Raw genomic sequence first — 19,853 nt, 5'->3', positions numbered from 1 at the left:
GCCATCGCCGAGCGTCCGAGTAGGCTGACGCCCCATCACGAGATTTGAACGGCTCATAGACGCGACGCCCTAGCAATCGCCAGCCGATTCAAGATCGTCTGAATGATCAACTGGCGTGGACAAATGATCGCGTGCAATGAGATTCAGGCGGGGGAATGACGTGACATCTCATCGTGCACACGGCGCTGTGCGCATCCCATCGATATTGGCGGATGCCCCGACTCCAAGCGATCGACCCGGGGCGGCCGTGCCCGAGTACTGGTACAACTTCTTGGGCGACTTACCTGCTCCTTTACCGCAAGTGCGGGACTCCGGCAGTCCTTCGGCGGCAGAAGTGTCCGCAAAGGTCCGACCACGAGCTCTCGCAGCACAGAACAACCCTTCCGAACGCTGGATCGCGGTGCCCGAGCAGGTCGGTGAGCGCCTCCGGCAATGCGGACGCCCGACCCCGCTGCACCGCGCCCACCAGCTGGAGAAGCACCTCGGCACGGCCGCGCGCATCTATCTGAAGCGCGAGGACGTACTGCCCACAGGCAGCTTCAAGCTGAACACCGCAATAGCGCAGGCGTTCTACGCGGCGCAAGAGGGACGCACCACTCTCGTCACCGAGACGGGTGCCGGGCAATGGGGCATGAGCGTCGCCCTCGCGGCGCAGATGTTCGGCCTCGACGCCGAGATCTTCATGGTCCGGTGTTCCCTGGATCAAAAGCCCTACCGGCGCCACTACATGGAGCTCATCGGAGCCCAGGTGCACTCGTCGCCCGCACCGCACACCGAGACAGGGCGCAGGATCCTGGAACGCTCACCGGATCACCCGGGAAGCCTCGGAACCGCGATCAGCGACGCGATTGAATACGCGCTCGACAAGCCTTCCGCGGCCTATCTCTCCGGAAGCGGAATGACGCACGTCTATCTCCATCAAACCCTCCTCGGACTCGAAGTCGAGGCGCAACTCAGGGAAATGCACGGAGAAACTCTGGGAGTCGCCGGGCGCGGCGACCACCTCATCGCTTGCTCCGGCGGCGGCAGCAATCTCTGCGGCCTGATCGGCCCCTATCTCCGCGCCCGTGCCGACGGATCCGAGTTGCGATTCCTCGCGGCGGAATCCACCGCCGCCCCTCGGCTCACCGCGGGCACCTACACCTACGGCCGCGCCGACCTCGGCGGCTTCACGCCGGAGGTCCTCGGCTATTCGATGGGGGAGGACTTCGTACCGCCCCCCGTCCACGTCGGCGGCCTGCGGAACCACCACAGCTCCGCCGTCGTCAGCCTGCTGCGCCGCGAAGGCGTCCTGGACGCCGTCGCCTTCGAGCAGAGAACAGCGCTCGAAGCAGGCCGGCTCCTGCTGCGGACGGAGGGCCTCCTGCTCGCCCCCGAGGCGAGCCACGCGGTCGCCGCCGCTCTCGAAGTCGTCGCCAAGGCCGACGCACAGGACCTCGAACCGGTCATCGTGGTGCTCGCCAGCGGCTCCGGGCACCTCGATCTACAGGGCTATCACGAGGTCCTGCGCGACGCGTGACGGACCGCCCCCTACCGCACGACGCGTGACGGACCACCCCTTACCGCACCCTGACACCTCGCGCCCAGGAGGTTCTATGCGCTTGGAGACCTTTCAACCGCAGGTCGGCGTGCACTGTGAAACCACGACCCTCCGCAACATGCTCCACCACGCCGGCGCGCGTCTTTCGGAGCCCCTTCTCTTCGGCCTCGGCCAGGGAATCGACTTCCAGTACTGGGACCCGCCGGTCCCCGGGCGCAGCGCGCCGATGCTGACCGGCCGCATCGGCCCCGGCGACCTCTCGCACCACGCGTGCGCGGCCCTCGGCGTGGAACTGCGCGAGTCGCGGCCGCCCGACGCGGACTCCGCCCGCGCGCGGACCGCGGAACTGCTCGCCGCGGGGCACGTGGTGGGCGTCACCGTCGACATCTACCACCTCGACTACTTCTCCTCCCGCAGCCACTTCGCGTCGCACTACATCGCGCTCTACGGGCTCGACGACGACCTCGACGGCGGCCTCGCGTACGTCGTCGACACCGACCAGCAGGGCGGGGCGCGGACGCTCCCGGGCGATTCGCTGCGGCGGGCGCGGAGCTCCGACGAGGGATTCCTGCCGTCACCGAACCTCCAGATGCACATCGGCGGCCTGCCGAAACGACTCACCACCGACGGCACGGCCGTACCCCGCGAACAGATCTGGAAAGCGATCCGGGACACCGCGGCGCGGATGCTCTCCGACCGCGGGCCGAAGCGCGGCCTCAGCGGCCTCCACAAGGCCGCGTCGGACGTCTGCGGGTGGAACGACACCCTGACGCCCGGCGAGGAGCTCGTGCCGGGCGTAGGGCGCTTCTGGAGGTACGCGGGGACGGGCGGGGCGAACTTCCGGGCGCTGTACCGCGACTTCCTCCGCGAAGCGCGGCAACGGACCGGCGACGCCGCCCTGGACGCTCCGGCCGACGCGTTCGACGGCGTACGGCACCAGTGGGACGAAGCGATCGACCTCCTGCTCGGCCACGGCGAAGCCCCCGACCCGCACGGGCGGCTCAAAGCCGTCGAGGCTCTCCTGCACGCCATCGCCGACGCCGAACGATCAGCCTTCGAGCGACTCCTCCAGCTCGCCACGGAACGGGTGGGTGAGTCGCCTTGACGACGGGTGGCACCGAGCGACCGCGCACCTCCCGGGTGAAGACCGTCTGCCGCATGTGCCACGGCGGATGCGGCGCGATCGTCGACCTCGCGGAGGGAATTCCGACCGACATCCACGGCGACCCCGACAACCCCACGAGCGAGGGCTACTTCTGCGTCAAGGGCAAGGCGGCCCTCGACCTGGTGCGCAGCCCCGATCGCCTGACGACACCCCTGCTCCGCACCGGACCACGCGGCTCCGGGACGTTCGAGGAGGTCAGCTGGGACACGGCCCTGGAGCACGTCGTCGGCGAGCTGACCACGAACATGCAGCGGTACGGACCGGAATCCACCGTCCTCGGTCAGGGAACCGACCGGAACTACCAGGAGTGGGTCTTCCGGCTCGCCAACGCGATCGGCACACCCAACGTGGTCGGTCCCGCCCACGTGTGCTTCTACCCCCGCGTCATGGCCTCCGTCCTGACGTACGGCGGATTCACCTTCTGCGACTACGAAGGCGACCCGCACGTCATCCTGCTCTGGGGGAGCAACAAGCCCACCACCCACTCCGACGGCGTCATCGGGATCAAGCTCCTGCGCGCCGTCGAGCGCGGCAGCCGCGTCATCACCATCGACCCGCGGCGGACCCGGACGGCCGCCCGGTCGAGCCTCCACCTCGCCGTCCGCCCCGGCACCGACGGCGCCCTGGCGCTCGGCATGATCAAAATCGTCATCGACGAGGGCTGGTACGACCGCGACTTCGTGGCCGCGCACACCACGGGGTTCGACGCACTCGCCGACCACGTCCGCGCCTACGACATCGACACCGTGGCACGCGTCACCGGCCTCGCCCCGGACCACATCCTCCAGGCGACACGCGCCTACGCCCGCGCGGAACGCGCGTGCATCGAAGCGGGCACCGGCGTCTCGCAGAACGAGAACTGCTTCGACACCTACCGCTCGATCGCCATCCTCTCCGCCCTCTGCGGCAACCTCGACGCCCCCGGCGGAGACCTCATCTGGGACCCGATGCCGATCGAGGGCCGCCGCGCCTTCCCGCGCACCGACCTCCTGACGGACGACCAGGCGAAGAAGCGGATCGGGGGAGACAAGCACAAGGTCCTTTCGATGTCCGGCTGGGTCGCCCCCGGAGACCTCCACGAGGCCGTCCTCAGCGAATCCCCGTACCGGATCAGCTCCCTGGTGCTCTTCGGCAGCAACGTCCTGGCCTCGTACGAGAACACCGAGGCGGTCCTGAAGGCGATGGCGAAGCTCGACCTCATCGTCGTCTGCGACCTCTTCATGACACCGACGGCCAGGTTCGCCGACGTGGTGCTGCCCGTGTCGAGCTGGCTGGAGCGCGACCAGATCGTCGAGTTCAACTCCTACCTCGCGGCCAGGCGCAAGGTGGTGTCCGTCGAAGGCTGCCGTTCCGACGAGGAGATCATCCTCGCTCTCGCCGCGCGGCTCGGCCTCGGCCGGCACTTCTTTCCGACCGTGGAAGCCGCCCTCGACGCCAAGCTGGCGGGCATCGGACTCACCTGGGACCAGTTCAAAGAAGTCGGCTACATCCGCAATGAGAAGCGCTACTTCAAATACCGGGCCGACGGCTTCCGCACCCGTTCGAAGCGAGTTGACCTTGTCAACAACGCATTGCGTTCTATGGGTTACCAGGAACTGCCGGGATTCAAGGATCCGCCGGCCCCGAGCCCCGATCTGCCGTACATCATGACGAGCGCGCACGCGCGCCAGTTCTACAACAGCGAGTACCACCAGCTGCCGACCACGTCCCGCAGTCAGACCGCGCCCCGGCTGACCGTGAATCCGCGGACGGCGGAGCGCGAAGGCCTCAAGGACGGCGACGAGGCGGAACTGTTCGCACGGCCCGGGGGACGCGGGGTACGCATGGCGGTCAAGGTCTCTGACGACGTCGAACCGCACGTGGTAATGGCGGATGCCTGCTGGTGGTATCCCGAAGAATCCTCGATCGAAGCGTCCCTGACGTCCTCCGTCAATCTGGTGACGAGCAACGATCGAACCGACGAGCACATGGGGAGCGCGACGATGAGAGGCGTACCCGTAGGAATTCGGCGAGTCGGCGAACCGTCCGGCCGGACGACGCGAGCCGACCATGAATAGCGCGCGAGGCAGCGTCGCAGGCCGCGTTCCGGAGACCGACGAAGGGCTGCAGGGCGACGACATCGCCCTCAAGTACGACGAGATGCAGCGGCACATCCGCGACCAGGGCTGGCTCCAGGAGAAGGTCGACGACGTCCTGCGGGCGGACATCACCTCCGGGTCGGTCCTGGAGGTCGGCTGCGGCCCGGGCTACCTGGGCCTGGAGTGGATCAAGCAGGTCACCGGGACCGTCCGCCTCACCGGCGTCGACATCTCCCCGGCCATGCTCCGCCGCGCGCGCGGGAACGCCGACGACTACGGCGTGGCCGACCGCTGCGCCTACGCCTGCGGCGACGTACTGGCGCTGCCGTACGAGGACGGCAGGTTCGACCACGCGTTCAGCGCCAGCTCGCTGCACGAATGGTCGGATCCGGTGCGTGCCCTGTCCGAGATCCACCGCGTTCTCAGGCCCGGCGGCCGGTATTGCGTCATGGATCTCCGCCGGGACATCGACCGGACGACCTTTCAATTCATGAAGGCGAACATCGCGGCCGACATGCGGCCGGGTTTTCGCTCGTCGATCCGCTCGTCCTACATCAGGAGCGAGGTCGAATCGGTGCTCCGGGAAGCGGCCCTCCCGACGGCCGCCGTGACGGAAGTCCAGATGGGCATCGTCATCGCCGGAAGGAAGGAAGCGTGATGGGATCGATCACGGAGAGCTGGCCGACGATCTCCGCCAGCCGCGACGGGCGCTTCCCCAAGCGCCCGAGCTTCGACACGGCCTGGAAGCAAATCCTGGCGGCGTCCGAAGCATGGCAGCAGGCGGACTGCGCGGAATACATCAGGGGCTGGTGCGGACACGCACCGGACCACATCATCGACAAAGTCGCAGGCGTCAACCACGTCGGCATCTACATGGGCGACTACGAACGCGACGAACAGATCCTGGACTGGAACGCCTATCTGAGGGTCCTGCAGAAGTCCGCGCACATCGCCACCTTGGAGATGGGCCCCTCGTACATCTCCCCGCGGCAGTACGGCACACCGGGCTGGTGGAACGCGCTGGTCCTCCCGGACGGCCGCTCCATCGAAACGTTCGCCTGCATGGAATTCGGCCCCTGGGCCGACCGGGCCGTGGACGAGCGACGGCGCCTCATGTCCCACGTCGCCGTCGACACCCGGACCGAGGACGGCGTCCGCTACGTCCTGGACGCCCTCGAACGGGACGTCGAGAGCCTCGAAGTCATCGCGTTCACCGAGGCCGACGAACTCGGCCACACGTACGGCCACGTGCGGAACAACGCCGACATGTCCGTGCTCGAAATCGTGTACCAGGCGCCGCGCGACGAGAGTGAACAGCCCCATGGGAGTCATTGACATCACGCCGTTCTCCGGCGACCACTGCGAGTCCACGGCCCTGGTGAACATGCTCCGCAACCGCGGCATCGACCTCAGCGAGCCCATGGTCTTCGGCCTGGGCCAGGGCCTGTCGTTCCTCTACTGGCACTCCAAGCAGATGCCCGCCCCGTTCCTCGCCGGGCGCGTCAAGCCGGACCAGCTGATGCGCAACGCGGCGCGGGCCCTGGGGCTCGACCTGCGGGAACGGCGGACGGCGTCCCGGACGAAGGCCGAGTCGCAGCTCGTCGACGCCCTCGACAACGGCGACGTGGTGGGCCTCAAGCTGGACCGCTACCACCTCGACTACGCGCACGAGGACCACCACTTCGCCGCCCACTACGTGGCCTGCGTCGGATACGAGGACGACAGGTTCGTCGTCGTCGAGACCTCCTCGCTCGGCATCCGGTCGACGTCGCGGCAGAGCATGGCCGAGGCCCGCGCAGCCAAGGGACCCATGAGCTCCCGCAACCTCTCGTTCGTCGTGGGGCCGGACGGATACGACGCCACGACACTGGCGGACAGCTGCCGGTCCTCGATCCGCACCACCGCGCGGGAGTTCCTGCGGCCGCCGATCTCGAACCTGGGCTTCAAGGGCATCGCGAAGACCGGCTCGGTGATGCGCAAGGGATGGGACCGCCTGGACAACCCCGGCCACGTCCTGACCCTCGTCGGCAACAGCATGGAGGACGGCGGCACGGGCGGCGGCCTCTTCCGGACGCTGTGGGCCCGGTTCCTCGAAGAGGCACACGGCCTCACCGGCGTCGCGGCCTACGCACACGGCGCGAGCGAGTACCACCGCATCTCGGAGCGGTGGACGGAGGTCGCGAACCTCCTGCGCGACGCCGACGACTCCACCGCGCCCGCGGCACTGGACGAGGCGGCGGCCATCGTCGACGAGCTCGCGACCGAGGAGCAGAAGGCGATGGCCGAGCTGGAGGAGGCGTCCCGATGACCACTCTGGCCCGCCCCTCCGGCCACGACGCGCGCGACCGGCTGCGCGACGTGCTGCGCTCCCGCGTCGACGTCGCACACCACGTGGCGGAGGTGACGTCGTTCGACAGGCAGGCTCTCGACTCCTGGGTGCGCGAGGCCCTCGCGGCGACCGTGGCGCACGCCTGCCGCAACTCCCCGTTCTACGCCGCCTTCGTCCCGGCGCACCTCGCGGGGGCGGCCGCGGACGGCGACCCCGGGGCGTTCGGCGCGATCCCCTTCACCACGCGCGAGCACCTCTCCGCCGCCTACCCCCTCGGCATGCTGGCCGTCCCGCGCAGGGACGTCATCCGGTTCGACGAGAGCTCCGGCACGGGCGACGGGCGGCCGATCGCCGCGTTCTTCACGATGGCCGACTGGCTGGAGAACAACCTGACGGTCGCCACCCTGCTCTCCTCCGTGCTGGACGAACGCGACGTCGCGGCCATCGCCGTGCCCTACGAACTCGCCGGTGTGGGGCAGGACCTCGACCGCGCCATCGAGATCCTGGGCTGCACCATCGTGCCGCTGGGAGCGGCCTCGCCGTCCTGCACGCCCGACCGCATGGTCGACGCGCTGCACCGCTCGGGCGCCACCACGCTCGTGTGCTCGGGAACGCGCGCCCTGTACCTCGGCGAGATCGCCCGGCGCGGCGGGCTCGACCCACGCGTCGACCTCCAGGTCTCGAAGATCCTCATGGCCGGTGAGGGGGCGTCGCCCGCCAAGAAGCGGCGCCTCGCCGACCAGTGGGACGCCACCGCCTACTCGATGTTCGGCATGACCGAGACCAACACGCTCGCCATGTTCTGCACAAGGCGGGAGCTGCACCTCGTCGAGACGCGCACGTACTTCGAGATCGTGGACCCGGCGTCCGGCGAACCCCTGCCGGACGGCGCCGTCGGTGAGCTCGCCCTGACGACGCTCGCGAGCAGGGCCATGCCCCTGCTGCGCTACAAGACCGGGGACGTCTGCCAGATCGAGGCCGCGCCGTGCGGCTGCGGCTCGCCGCTGCGGCGGCTGCGCCACCGCGGCCGGATCGGCGACCGGATCCGGATCGGCGAGCGGGGGACGTCCCAGCTGGAGATCGAGGACATCGTCCTCGGCGGCATGAGCAGTCCTCCGTACTACTTCGCCTTCCGCGTCGACGGCGGCGAACTGGAGGTGGCCCTGCCTCCGTCGAGCGTCGACGACGACGCCACCAGGGCGGCCGTCGCCGACGGCGTCCGGGACCGCCTCGGTGCGCGGACCGGCTTCCGCCGGCTCGACGTCTCCCGGTTCGAAACCGCGCTGCGCACCTCGGCCAAGCCGACCATGCGCAATTTCAGCGCGTACCAGGAAGGGGGCTGAGGCGTGCCGACCGAACTGCCGCTTCCCACCCGCCTCCCGCTCGCGGGGCGGTTCGCGATCGATCAGACCTGCATCGACTGCCGTCTCTGCCAGGACCTCGCACCAGAGAACTTCGAATGCGACGTCGACAACGACGTCCACTACGTCTGCAAACAGCCCGAGACGATGGCTGAGCTCGAATGCGTGATCGACGCGCTGGAATCGTGCCCGACCGAATCGATCCGGTATCTGGCTGGGGCTACGGAGGAGTGATGGCGGAATGTCAAGCCTAGAACATCCGGGGCGGGCCGAAGCGGGTGCTGAAGGCGCCGCCGACGGGCGGCGGACGACCGCACTCGGACCGGTGGCCGAGAGCTACGACCAACTGCACCGCATCGACCTCCTGGCCCTGGCGAGGGAGTCGCGCGGTGTGCCCCAGGCGTCGTACGACTCGTTGGTGTGCGCCGTCTTCCAGGCCGCGGAGGTGTGCCTGCTCAACCTGGTGCGGATGGCGGCGCGGACACAGGCGTGCGTCGAGGCCGCGGACATCGCGGGCGCGTCCCGCCACGTCCAGTGGAGCAACGGGTTCCACCGGTTGCTGCGCAAGCTCGGCTCGGTGATGTTCGACCTGCGCAGCATCTTCGGCGCGAGCAGCACCGCCGGGACCACGAACATCAGCATCGCGGATTCCGCCGGGTACGCGGCGTACGCCGACGCGCTGCGCGGCCTCGAAGAGACCGTGAAAGAATCGCTTCTGCTCGGGGCGCCGGACGTGGCCCGCGCGACGATCGCGTCCAAGAGCATCGACGACTCCCTGTACCGCGTGCTGCACGGCATCAGGATCGGCTGTCACGACGCGACGAAGTGGGAGGGCGACCTCACCGGGATCCCGGTGGAGACCCGCAGCAGTGTCGACGAACTCCTGTCCACCGAGATCCTCGCGAGGGCGGTCGCCGCGACCGAGCTGAACGCGCGCACGCTGCACGGCGAGTTCGTCGCGCTCCACCAGATCCCGGAGATCCTGTGCGCCGAGACCAATGACCACCTCGAAGTCGCCGTCCGGCAGCTGCGCGCGGCGTCCCTGAGCGAGTCGGCGCAGCACCTCGCGGCCTGCCGGACGATGCTGGAGCCGATCGTCGAGGCGCAGCGCGTCATGGCCGAACACCTGGCGACCGGCGAGTACCACGAGTTCCGGACCAACCTCGGCCCGGCGAGCGGCACGCACTCGCTGGCCATCAAACAGCACATGTTCAAGGACCTGTTCAAGCACCTGTGGAACGACCTGGAGACGTGGCTGGGGTCGCTCGGCGCGCCCTCCCTCGACGAGGCCGTCCGGGACATCGACGAGCGCCGGCACGAGGACTCCGCGGCCTGGCTGCGGCACAGCGTGGTCGACCAGGCCTTCCAACTGCACTTCGCCCACCAGGAGTGGCGGCACGAGCATCTGCACATGCCGCGGAACTGCCTGGGCAGCGGCGGGACGAAGTCGATGATCGGCATCCCGGACGGGCCGCAGGCGGTCTACAAGATGCGGGAGGCGGCGAACTCCCAGAGCGCGCTCGCCGCGATCCACCGCGCCCGGCGCGTGAGCCTGTCGAACTCCGCGCCGGACTCCCCGCTCGCCAAGCTCATCGCGGATCCGGCGTCGGTCGACTCCGAGCTGATGCGCGTGGTGGGCGAGGCGACGCGCGAGTACTTCCCGCAGGTGCAGGAGCAGAGCTACCAGCCGTTCCGCTCGGGTGCGGCCGAGCGCAACCCCTAGGAGTGCTGACGGTGACGACGGCAGAACCGAGGGCCTCCGACGCCGCGGGGCCGGGCAACGACATCGAGATCCTGCCGGGCTCCCCCGGGGGCGCGTGGCGAGGGTCGGACTACACGGCCAGCCTCCGCGACAAGCGGGAGGTCTGGTCCGACGGACGCAGGGTCGACGTGACCGCTGAACCGCGGTTCCGGCCGATGCTGTCCACCCTTGCGGGCCTCTACGACGACCAGCACGCGCCGGGACGCGCGGACGAGATGCTCTACCGGTCCGACACCACGGGCAGACTGGTCAGCCGCTCCTACCTCGCACCGTCAAGCCGCGAGGAGCTCACCTGGAAGTGGCGCAACTCCCACCGCTGGGCGGAGAGTTCGGGCGGTCAGCTCTCCCGGGTGCCCGACTTCATGGCGAACGTCGTGGTCGGGCTCTACGACTACCGCTTCGAGCTCGCCAACGTGGATCCGGAGTTCGGCCGCAACGCGGAGAACTACTACCACTACTGCCGGGAGAACGACCTGTCGCTCACCCACGGCCTGGGCGATCCGCAGATCGACCGGTCGTCGAGCCCCGTCGAGCGTCCCGAACTCGGACTGCGCGTGGTGCGGCGCGGCGCGGACGGCATCGTCGTACGGGGCGCGAAGCAGATCGCGACCCTGGCCCCCTATGCCCACGAGGTGCTCATCTACCTCTCACCGGCGAACTACCTCCGACAGGATCCGAGCTACGTCTGCTGGTTCGGGATCCCCATCGGCACCCCGGGCCTCCGCGTCCTGTGCCGGAAGTCGTACGTCGACGAATCCGGCGGCCTGGCCTCGCGGTACGACGAGCAGGACGCCATGCTGGTGTTCGACGACGTGTTCGTGCCGATGTCGCGGGTGTTCCTGCTCGACGACTCCGGCGTGGCCGCCCGCGGGTTCCACGAGCTGAACAAGTGGTCGCTCTACACCGGCCAGCTCCGCTTCTACTACCGCCTGCGGACCATGCTCGGCGTGGCGTCGCTCCTCGCCCAGGCGATCGGCGTCGACAAGTTCCGCGAAGTCAGCAATCTGCTGGGTGAGTTGACGTCGTACGTCGAGGTCGTGCGGCTCGGGCTCGCCGCGGTGGACGCCGAGTGCGCACAGACCGCGTCCGGACTCGTCGCCCCCGGCTCCACGGCCGCGCTCGACGCCGTCGCGGGCGGCTTCTCGACCCGGGCGTCGGCGATCGTCCGGCAGATCGGGGCGTCGGGACTGATCATGCAGCCCACGCACGGCGACCTGGGCGCGGCCGAACTGCGCGGCGTCCTGGACACCTACATGTGCGGGCGCGACATCGGCGTGGACGAGAAGGCCCGGATCTTCGGCCTCGCCGCGGATCTCGTCGTGGACCGCTTCGGGATGCGCCAGGAGCTGTACGAGTCCTGGAACCGCGGCGACCCGGCCCGGGTCCGCTCGATGCTGTACGCCACGTATCCGGACCTGGAGCGGTGCGAGAGCCAGGTCCGCAAGCTCATCGCAGGACGGAACGGCAGTCATGAGTGTTGACAGCATTGTTCTCGAGGGAGTGTCCACCCACAATCTGAAGTCCGTCGACGTCTCCTTCCCGAAGGGAAAGCTCGTCGTCGCCGTCGGAGTCTCGGGTTCGGGGAAGTCGTCCCTCGTCATCGACACCCTCTTCGAGCACTCGAAGTCGCTGTACTTGGGTGCCCTGTCGAGCAAGTCCCTCGACATGGGGGACGGGGACTACCAATTCGACCGGATAGCGGGCACGCAGCCGCCCGTGGCGTTGCGCCAGCGGGACGGCGGCCTGTCGAATCCGCGCTCGACCGTCGGCACGCTCACCGGTCTCGACGGGCTCTACCGCCTGCTGTTCGGGGCGGGATCCAGGCCCGTCTGCCCGGCCTGTCTGGGTGCGACGAAGCCCGACCTGTTCTGCGACGACTGCGGCTGTTTCGCCGAGCCGCACACGGCGAGGCACTTCAGTCCCAACAGGAAAGAGGGCAAGTGCCTGCACTGCGACGGGGTCGGTGAGATCGTCGACTTCTCACTGGAGAAAATCATCCCCGACCACTCGAAGACGCTCAGGGAGATCTGGGACAACGCGGATCCGGGCACCTTCGCGATTCCCAATGTCCGCAAGGTCTTCGAGGCGATGGCGGCGGACATCGGCCTCGACCTCGACACACCGTATGAATCATTGAATTCGGAACAGCTGGAGCGGGTGCTCCACGGCTCGGACACGGTGTACACGATCAAGGTCCGCAAGGTCACGAACGACTTCCGCTTCGAAGGCATCCTGGGATTCCTCCAGCGTTCCTACAAGAACACGACGTCCGCGTCGCGGCGCAACGCGTTCACGAACTACCTCGGAAAGGAACCGTGCTCCGCGTGCGCCGGCGGACGGCTCCGGCCCGAGTCGCTCAAGGCGACGGTCGCGGGGCACGCCTTCCACGACTTCCAGAGCGACGAGCTGTCGAACTCGGTCGTCCGGTTGCGCGCGAGCCTGTCGTCGGGCGGTCTGCCGCCGCAGGTCCGCGAGCTCGCGGCCGCGATCGTCAAACAGAGCGCAAACATCGTGGAGGTCGGCCTCGGCCATCTGCACCTGCAACGGCCGGTGGCGACGCTGTCCGGCGGCGAGCTCCAGCGGCTGCTCCTCGCCCAGCACCTCGCCAGCGATCTGACCGGCGTCATGTACGTCCTGGACGAGCCGACCGCCGGTCTCCACGAGAGCGACACCGGCAAGCTCCTCACCTCGCTGCGCCGGCTCAGGGACCTCGGGAACACCGTCATCGTCATCGAGCACGACGAGACCGTGATCAGAGCCGCCGACTGGATCGTCGAGCTGGGCCCGGGCGCGGGTGCGCGCGGCGGCGAAGTCGTCTTCGAAGGCCGCTTCGCCGACCTCCTCGACGCCGTCCAGTCGCCGACGGCGGCCGCCCTGCTCTCGTCCGCGCCGACCCGCACCAAGGCCGACCTGGGCGACGGGGGCTGGCTCGAGGTGCGCGACGTCTCGCGCAACAACGTCGTACGGCAGACCGCGAGGTTCCCGCTCGGCGGCCTCACCTGCGTCTCCGGGGTGTCGGGCGCGGGCAAGAGCTCACTGGTGGCGGGAGTCCACGACGCCGTGTCGCGCGCCATCGCCCGGCGCGTGGCGGGGGTGGCGGACGACAGCGCCGACGTCGCGGGCGCGGACGCCCTGGACGAGGTCATCCACGTCGAGCAGCGCGCCATCGGCAGGTCGAGCCGCAGCACCCTCGTCACCTGCATCGGCATCAGCGACCACCTCCGGGACGCCTTCGCCGCCAGCGCCGACGCGGCCGAACGCGGCCTGGGCCGCGCGCAGTTCAGCCCGAACGTGCCCGGCGGCCGCTGCGAGGCCTGCAAGGGGCTCGGCCTCTCCGAGATCGAGATGACCCTCTTCAAGAGCGAGTTCGTCGTGTGCCCGGAGTGCGAAGGGCGCAAGTTCCAGGACCACGTCCTCGACGTGCGGCTCGGCGGCAGCAACATCCACGACGTCCTGTCGATGACCGTCGAGGACGCGCTCGACTGGTTCGAGGCGCAGAGCCGCCCCAAGGCCGTGCAGGCCCTCACCGTCCTGAACGAATTCGGCCTGGGCTACCTGCAACTGGGGTGCGCGACGACCACCCTCTCCGGCGGCGAGGCGCAGCGGCTCAACCTCGCAGGCGAGCTCCTCAAGCAGCGCCGCAGCCGCACGCTGTTCATCTTCGACGAGCCGACGCGCGGACTGCACGCCGCCGACATCCGCCACCTCCTGACGCTGTTCGAGCGGCTCCTGTCCACGGGCAACACGATCATCGTCATCGAGCACGACACGAAGGTCATCTCGATCTCGGACTGGGTCGTCGACCTCGGCCCCGGCGCGGGCGGCGACGGCGGACGCGTCATCCACTGCGGCACCCCGGAGACCCTCGCCGACAACCCGGACAGCAGCACGGGCCAGTACGTACGCCGACTGCGGGACGACGTCGGCGCACCGGTCCCGCGGGCGGCCGATGCCGACCTCACGGCCGGGCGGGCGGAGCACGCCCCGCAGGGCGCCGCGCCCGACCTGCGGGGCCTCGCCGAGCTCCTTCCGCTGGCCATCACGGTGGTCGCGGGGACGAAGCGGCACTCCGAGCAGAACGGGTCGACGCCCTACGGCCTCGTGATCGGCTCGCTCACCGTCGTCTCCGAGGAACTCGCCCTCATCGGCTTCCTGGTGAGGGCGCGCAGCACCAGCTGGTCGGCGATCGCGGGCGAAGGGCGGTTCTGCGTCAACGTCCTCGACGAGCACCAGACGGACGTGGCAGCCGCGCTCTCCCAGGGCAGGCCCGACAGCCGCTTCGAGGACCTGTCGTGGACCCCGTCGTCGAACGGGTGCCCCCGGCTCTCCGGAGCCTTCGGGACCATCGACTGCAGCTTGGAGTCCGCGTACCAACTCGGCGATCACGAATTCGTCCTGGCGAAGGCCGTGAGCGTCGACATGAACCCCAAGGAGGACCAGCGGCCGCTGCTGCGCCCGGGCCCGGCCGACAGCGCCCTCGACGCCTACGGATGGCGCAGGTACGACGACGAAGCAGGGGTGAGGTGACCATGTCCGAGCCCACATCGCGGCTCTACGAGCGCTTCCTGGAGCTCCTGACACCGGGTGCAGGACCGGACGGGCCGGCCCACCGGGCCGGCGGCCGCGAACCGGCCCGCGCGCGCTACGGCGAACGGGTCGACGGCGAGGGGCGCACGCACCCCGTCCTCATCACCCGGGACGCGTGGATCCTCGACCAGATCGACCTGGCCCTGGCGTTCGACCAGCTCCTGACCGCGGACGACGTCGTGGTGGTGGCGGCCCCGTACGAACTGTCCTTCGTCGGCGCCGGAGTGGACCGCGCCATCGAGATGATCGGCGCGTCCGTCATCTCCGTCGGCACCAGCAACACCATCTGCCCGATGCCCCGGCTCCTCGGACTGATCGAGGAGTACGGCGCGACGGCCCTGGTGTGCTCGCCGAGCCTGGCCGCGGAACTGGCGAGCCTCGCGGGCGCGTCGGAGCGGCCGCTCGACCGGTCGTCCGTCCGCTCCGTGATCTGCGTGGGGGAGGCCTGTTCGCGCGAGCGCCTCGACCGGATCGGCGCCGCGTGGGCGGCGCGGGCCCGCGCGCTCTACGGGACGCCGTCGGCTCCGACCGTCGCCGTTCCCTGCGCGCACGGCGCGCTGCACGTGTGCGACCACCGGCTGCGGGCGTCCGTACGGGACGTACCGGGCGGCCGGACCGCCCCCGAAGGGCCCCGCGACGGCGCGCACCCGGGTGCCGTCGCCCGCGGCGAACTGCTGCTGACCGCCCCGGACACGGACCCGGCGGGCGACGGGCCCGGCGCGACCGGCGAGCTCGTCGAGCTGGGCGGGGCGGACCGCCCGTGCCCCTGCGGCGAGAAGAGTGCCGTCCTGACACCGCTCGGCCGCGTGACCGAGGCGGTCCCCGCCCGCCGCGGGCCCGTCTCCGCGGTCGACGTGGAGCGCGTCGTCTTCGACCGCCCCGACCTGGCGCCGCACTTCGCCTGCCAGGTCCGGAACGGCGGATTCGACGTGACGTGCGCCGTCACGGACGGGGACGCGGTCCGCGACGGCGAGGTGAAGCGGTCGCTGGAGAAGCGCGTGCGCGAAGAGCTGGACGTCGACGTCGAGGTCAGGATCGTCGCCGTGGACGACTGGAACACCGCCGTGTCCTGACCTTCTCCCGACGGCGGCGAAGCCCTCGCCGCGGTCGGTCCACCGGTGGCATCTCGAGGAGACGAGACGTATGAGGGTAGCGGTAGTACAGACCCGCTGGGCCGACGATCACGACGAAGGCCTGCAGAGCGCGTACAAGGCGATCGAGGAAGTCTGCGCCGGCGGCGACGTCGACATGGTCTGCTTCCCCGAGTTCCTGCTCGGCCCGCCGTGGTACATGCCGGGCCAGGACGGCTTGAAGGGGCGCACCGACACACCGATCCCCGGGCCCGTCGTCGACGGCTTCCAGTCCCTGGCCCGCAAGGCCGACACGAACATCGTCCTCGGCTCGATCGTGGAGGACCTCCAGGACGGGATGTACCGGAACACCTCGCTCGTCATCGGCAGGCAGGGAGCCGTCACCGACCGCGCCGTCAAGGCGCACGCGTTCGGCAACGAGATGGTGGTGTGCCGCCAGGCGGAGTCGCTCGGCGTCATGGACACCGAGTTCGGCCTGATCGGCGTGGCCGTGTGCTCGGACTTCTGGATCCCGGAAGTCATCCGGCTCCTCGCCGTCGCCGGAGCGCGCACGATCTTCGTCCCGGGCGGAACGCTCCGCCAGAACCAGGCCCTGATGGTGAACGCGCTGCGCACCGCGGCGTACCTGAACGACGTCAACATCGTCTACGCCAGCTCGGTCGGGGTCGTCAGGGGCGTGCGCGGGGACCGTCTCGTCGAGATCCACTTCGCGGGCACGAGCCTCGTCACCACCCCGGGCGGCATCGTCGCCCAGGCGGGCAGCGACGAGCCGGAGGTGCTGGTCGTCGACCTCGACGCCCCGGCCGACGGCACCGCGCCCGCCGCGGGCGACGGCCGGCGCTGGCAGGAGCTGCGCAGGCCCGGCGCGTACGGGGCGCTCCTGAAGCCCTACGTCGGAGCGCGCCGCGACCTCGCCGCCGAACTGCGGTCGACCATGGCCGAGGCGCGCGGCGCGGGAGCGGCGGAGCGGGGCCGCCCGGTCGGGTCGGCCCCGGCGAGTGAGGGGACGGGCTCGTGACCATCTTCGTAGCGCAGCACGCGCGGCGCCCGAGCGTCGAGGCGACGGCCGAGGTCGTCCTGGACGACCTGGACAGCTGGGTGACCCCCGAGGCGCAGTTCGTCGTCCTGCCGGAGAACGTGTTCGGCGACGACGGCTCCGCACTGCCGCCGCGGCTGCGGGAGCGGTGCCTGGAGCGCCTGACGGGCCTCGCGCGCAGGCGCGGCACGTACGTGCTCACCGGCTCCTGGACGGAGGAGCACCCCGACGGCAAACCCGTGCGGGTGACCCGTCTGCTGGACCCGGGCGGAACCCTCCGCGCGCAGGTGGAGCGGGCGATCCTGCCGGACGGGACGACGGGCACCGGGGACGACTTCCCCGTCGTCGAGACCGAGTTCGGCCACGTCGGGGTGTTGCTCGGCCCCGACTTCTGGCTGGTCGAGCCGCCGCGCATCGAGTGTCTGGCCGGTGCGGAGCTGCTCCTCGTGGCGGGCTCCCTCGACGGCGCGGAGCAGGCCGCGCAGCGGGCGGCCGTCTGGGGCATCGCGACGCTCAACACCGTCGCGGTGGCCTTCGCCAGCTCGCTCGGCGACCGGTCCGGCGGCGGCAGCGCCGTGGCGATGCCCGAGGGGTTCGTCGCCGAGGGGGACACGCACGAGTGCGTCCTCGAAGCGCCCTGGGACCTCGCACGCGTCCGGCACCTGAGGGAACCCGACCTCCGCTTCCAGCAGACGCTGTGGTTCGGACTGTGGGCACGCCGACCTGACCTGTACGCCGCGCTCGTGGACGGCCAGGAGCCGATCGCGCGGACGAGCAAGGCGCGGGTGAGCTGACATGCGAACCGACGGCATTCCCGCAGCCGACGTCCGGCGCCTGATCGCGGCGGAGCTGGCGGACGACGTCCCGTGGAACCGCGTGCTCAACTCCATCTGCACCGAACCGCACCCCCTGGGCGTGGAGATGTCGGCCGCCGCGGCCCACACCAACCTCGGTGACGTTCGCATCTTCCGCGGCGCCAAGCGGATCGAGCGGAAGGCCGTCCAGCTGCTCCTCGACCTGCTCGGCAACCCCGGAGGATCCGGCAACCTGGTGTCCGGCGGCACCGAGGCGAACCTCATCGCGATGCTGGTGGCCCGCGAGTCGGCACGCGCCCGCGGGCGGCTCACGGACCGACCCGAGGTCGTCGTCAGCAGCACCGTGCACTTCTCGTTCACCAAGGTCTTCGGGCTCCTGGGCCTGACCCCGGTCGTCGTACCGGTCGACGAGGCGCTGCGCCTTCCGGCCGACGAGGTGGCACGGCGCGTCAACGAGCACACCATCGCGGTCGTCGCCACCGCGGGCAGCAGCGAGTTCGGCGTGGTCGACGCCGTCGACGAGATCAGCCGCGCGGTGGCCCCGTACGCGGTCCATCTGCACGTCGACGCGGCCACGGGCGGCTTCATCATTCCCTTCGCCCGTGAACTCGGCCGCGATCTGCCGCAGTTCGACTTCACGGTCGAAGGCGTGGACTCGATCACGATCGACCCGCACAAGTACGGGCTCGTCAGCGTCCCCGCGGGCGCCCTTCTCTTCCGGGGAGCCGAGGACGCCGGGAAATTCGCCTTCGACTCGTTCTTCATCGACACACCGACCCACCACACGTTCCTAGGTACGCGCCCCGGCGGCGCCGCGGTGGCGACCTGTGCCGTTCTCGAACACCTGGGACATTCGGGATTCCTGGAGATCACGCGCACCAACTACGACGTCACGAGCCATCTCGTGACCGGACTCCGGGCGGCCGGGTACGAAATATTCATCGAGCCGGAGCTGAACATCGTCGTCGTGACGCTCCCGAACGCCTCGAAGATTTCGGAACGGCTCGAATCGTGGGGCTGGATCGTCTCCACGTCGAAGCGATTCGTCGAGACCCTGCGCCTCGTCGTCGCCCGGCACGTTACCCGGGAAATGGTCGACGAATTCATTCCGGTGCTCGACCGGGCCCGGAAAGAAGTAGAGGCAGAGGTGGCGGCGCGGTGATGTCAGCGATCCACGCGGCCGCCGGGCGGACGGGAGTCGTGCGATGAGCCTGTTCCGCGGCCCCGCCACGCGCCTCGCCGCGATCCAGATGTGGATCGAGCCCGGAATGCGCGAGGAGAACCAGGCGCGCGCGGCCAAGTTGCTCTCGGTCGCGGCGGAACGGAAGGCGGACCTCGCCTGCCTTCCGGGCGCGTTCGCGACCGGAGTCAACTTCCCCACGCTGCGTGCGGACGCCACCCCGAGCGACGGCCCCGTGGTGCGGTTCCTGGCGGACCAGGCCCGCGCCCTGGGCATCCACATCGCCGCGGGCGTCCTGGTGTCCAGCGGCCGCGACGTCTTCGACGCGGCCGTGCTCGTCGGACCCTCCGGCGACACGCTCGGCTGGTACCACCGCGCGTGCGTCTGGGCGGGCGAGGCGGAGTACGTGACCGCCGGGGCGCCGGGCACGGCCATCGACACGCCCGTCGGACGCATCGGACTCCTCGTCGGCTACGACATCCGCTTCCCCGAGGCCAGCAGGCAGTACCTGCTCCAGGACGTCGACCTCGTCGTCTGCGCGGCGAACCTGTTCGCGCCGTACTCGCACCCGGTCCGGTCGATCTGCCGGGCGCGGGCCGCGGACAACGAGTGCGCGCTCGTCCTCGCCAGCGGCATCGGCGAGAACCGGTTCGCGATGATGCCCTACCTCGGCCGCAGCATGATCGTCGACGGTCTCGTGCAGGACGCCCGCGAGGACCCCGAGGCGGACGTCCTGGCCGAGGCCGGCGCGGGCACGCGGGACACCGTGATCGACGCGGTCGTGCACCTGCGGCAGCGGCGGAAGCTGCGCGCGGGCCTGCCGTTCCACGACGACGCCCGCGCGACCTGGGCCACCGTCTACGGAGGGCGGGACCGATGAGGACAGGCCGCATGCGACCGCACCGCGTG

Annotated in this window: 16 protein-coding genes; all 16 read left to right on the top strand. The window is 70.0% G+C overall.

What is annotated here, in order from left to right:
* Positions 1-160: 160 nt before the first annotated feature.
* The 16 genes from IG74_RS0132990 (at position 161) to IG74_RS0132915 (ending at position 19,824) form a co-directional block, all read left to right on the top strand.
* Positions 161-1,519: a TrpB-like pyridoxal phosphate-dependent enzyme gene (locus tag IG74_RS0132990; protein WP_420709977.1), complete on the top strand. Its 1,359-nt coding sequence runs from the start codon at positions 161-163 to the stop codon at positions 1,517-1,519.
* 76 nt (positions 1,520-1,595) lie between these two features.
* On the top strand, positions 1,596-2,645 hold the full coding sequence (locus IG74_RS0132985) for a BtrH N-terminal domain-containing protein (RefSeq protein WP_078869214.1): 1,050 nt from the start codon (positions 1,596-1,598) through the stop codon (positions 2,643-2,645).
* Between the two features lie 35 nt (positions 2,646-2,680).
* Positions 2,681-4,762, top strand: coding sequence for a molybdopterin-containing oxidoreductase family protein (locus tag IG74_RS0132980; protein ID WP_078869217.1), 2,082 nt, complete (start codon positions 2,681-2,683; stop codon positions 4,760-4,762).
* On the top strand, positions 4,755-5,441 hold the full coding sequence (locus IG74_RS0132975) for a class I SAM-dependent methyltransferase (protein WP_030684667.1): 687 nt from the start codon (positions 4,755-4,757) through the stop codon (positions 5,439-5,441). Before IG74_RS0132980 ends, IG74_RS0132975 begins: the two co-directional genes overlap by 8 nt.
* A complete protein-coding gene (locus tag IG74_RS0132970) occupies positions 5,441-6,118 on the top strand; it encodes a hypothetical protein (RefSeq protein ID WP_030684666.1) in 678 nt (225 codons plus the stop codon). The genes IG74_RS0132975 and IG74_RS0132970 overlap by 1 nt, the downstream gene beginning before the upstream one ends.
* Complete coding sequence (locus IG74_RS0132965) at positions 6,105-7,091, top strand: BtrH N-terminal domain-containing protein (RefSeq protein ID WP_030684665.1); 987 nt, start codon at positions 6,105-6,107, stop codon at positions 7,089-7,091. The genes IG74_RS0132970 and IG74_RS0132965 overlap by 14 nt, the downstream gene beginning before the upstream one ends.
* Positions 7,088-8,455 (top strand): phenylacetate--CoA ligase family protein, encoded by a 1,368-nt coding sequence (locus IG74_RS0132960; RefSeq protein ID WP_030684664.1) that lies wholly within the window; start codon positions 7,088-7,090, stop codon positions 8,453-8,455. The genes IG74_RS0132965 and IG74_RS0132960 overlap by 4 nt, the downstream gene beginning before the upstream one ends.
* Before the next feature lie 3 nt (positions 8,456-8,458).
* Positions 8,459-8,707, top strand: a complete 249-nt coding sequence (locus IG74_RS0132955) for a ferredoxin (protein ID WP_037826444.1) — start codon at positions 8,459-8,461, stop codon at positions 8,705-8,707.
* 7 nt (positions 8,708-8,714) lie between these two features.
* Positions 8,715-10,196: a hypothetical protein gene (locus IG74_RS0132950; protein WP_030684662.1), complete on the top strand. Its 1,482-nt coding sequence runs from the start codon at positions 8,715-8,717 to the stop codon at positions 10,194-10,196.
* An 11-nt stretch (positions 10,197-10,207) separates the two neighbouring features.
* On the top strand, positions 10,208-11,716 hold the full coding sequence (locus IG74_RS0132945; protein ID WP_234334528.1) for a 4-hydroxyphenylacetate 3-hydroxylase N-terminal domain-containing protein: 1,509 nt from the start codon (positions 10,208-10,210) through the stop codon (positions 11,714-11,716).
* The gene (locus tag IG74_RS0132940; RefSeq protein ID WP_030684660.1) at positions 11,706-14,762 is read left to right on the top strand and encodes a flavin reductase; all 3,057 of its coding nucleotides are present in this window, start codon (positions 11,706-11,708) and stop codon (positions 14,760-14,762) included. Before IG74_RS0132945 ends, IG74_RS0132940 begins: the two co-directional genes overlap by 11 nt.
* A gap of 2 nt (positions 14,763-14,764) precedes the next feature.
* On the top strand, positions 14,765-15,895 hold the full coding sequence (locus IG74_RS0132935) for an AMP-binding protein (protein ID WP_234334527.1): 1,131 nt from the start codon (positions 14,765-14,767) through the stop codon (positions 15,893-15,895).
* A gap of 70 nt (positions 15,896-15,965) precedes the next feature.
* Entirely contained in the window at positions 15,966-16,931 is a 966-nt protein-coding gene (locus IG74_RS0132930) for a carbon-nitrogen hydrolase family protein (RefSeq protein ID WP_030684657.1), read from the top strand.
* Positions 16,928-17,743, top strand: coding sequence for a carbon-nitrogen hydrolase family protein (locus tag IG74_RS0132925; RefSeq protein ID WP_030684655.1), 816 nt, complete (start codon positions 16,928-16,930; stop codon positions 17,741-17,743). The genes IG74_RS0132930 and IG74_RS0132925 overlap by 4 nt, the downstream gene beginning before the upstream one ends.
* A gap of 1 nt (position 17,744) precedes the next feature.
* Positions 17,745-18,926 (top strand): tyrosine decarboxylase MfnA, encoded by a 1,182-nt coding sequence (gene mfnA / locus IG74_RS0132920; protein ID WP_030684651.1) that lies wholly within the window; start codon positions 17,745-17,747, stop codon positions 18,924-18,926.
* Between the two features lie 43 nt (positions 18,927-18,969).
* Positions 18,970-19,824 carry a carbon-nitrogen hydrolase family protein gene (locus tag IG74_RS0132915; RefSeq protein ID WP_030684650.1) on the top strand — a complete coding sequence of 285 codons (855 nt, stop codon included), beginning with the start codon at positions 18,970-18,972 and terminating at the stop codon, positions 19,822-19,824.
* The last annotated feature ends 29 nt before the right edge of the window (positions 19,825-19,853 follow it).

This window comes from Streptomyces sp. NRRL B-1347 (genome assembly GCF_000720325.1).
In the GTDB taxonomy this organism is placed as follows: domain Bacteria; phylum Actinomycetota; class Actinomycetes; order Streptomycetales; family Streptomycetaceae; genus Streptomyces.
This window is presented reverse-complemented; position numbering and strand designations above follow the sequence as displayed.

Coding starts and splice junctions, on each gene's coding strand:
- IG74_RS0132970 (WP_030684666.1), top strand. CDS start 5,441: ATGGGATCGATCACGGAGAGCTGGCCGACGATCTCCGCCAGCCGCGAC.
- mfnA (WP_030684651.1), top strand. CDS start 17,745: ATGCGAACCGACGGCATTCCCGCAGCCGACGTCCGGCGCCTGATCGCG.
- IG74_RS0132975 (WP_030684667.1), top strand. CDS start 4,755: ATGAATAGCGCGCGAGGCAGCGTCGCAGGCCGCGTTCCGGAGACCGAC.
- IG74_RS0132950 (WP_030684662.1), top strand. CDS start 8,715: ATGTCAAGCCTAGAACATCCGGGGCGGGCCGAAGCGGGTGCTGAAGGC.
- IG74_RS0132930 (WP_030684657.1), top strand. CDS start 15,966: ATGAGGGTAGCGGTAGTACAGACCCGCTGGGCCGACGATCACGACGAA.
- IG74_RS0132935 (WP_234334527.1), top strand. CDS start 14,765: ATGTCCGAGCCCACATCGCGGCTCTACGAGCGCTTCCTGGAGCTCCTG.
- IG74_RS0132940 (WP_030684660.1), top strand. CDS start 11,706: ATGAGTGTTGACAGCATTGTTCTCGAGGGAGTGTCCACCCACAATCTG.
- IG74_RS0132915 (WP_030684650.1), top strand. CDS start 18,970: ATGAGCCTGTTCCGCGGCCCCGCCACGCGCCTCGCCGCGATCCAGATG.
- IG74_RS0132960 (WP_030684664.1), top strand. CDS start 7,088: ATGACCACTCTGGCCCGCCCCTCCGGCCACGACGCGCGCGACCGGCTG.
- IG74_RS0132985 (WP_078869214.1), top strand. CDS start 1,596: ATGCGCTTGGAGACCTTTCAACCGCAGGTCGGCGTGCACTGTGAAACC.
- IG74_RS0132965 (WP_030684665.1), top strand. CDS start 6,105: ATGGGAGTCATTGACATCACGCCGTTCTCCGGCGACCACTGCGAGTCC.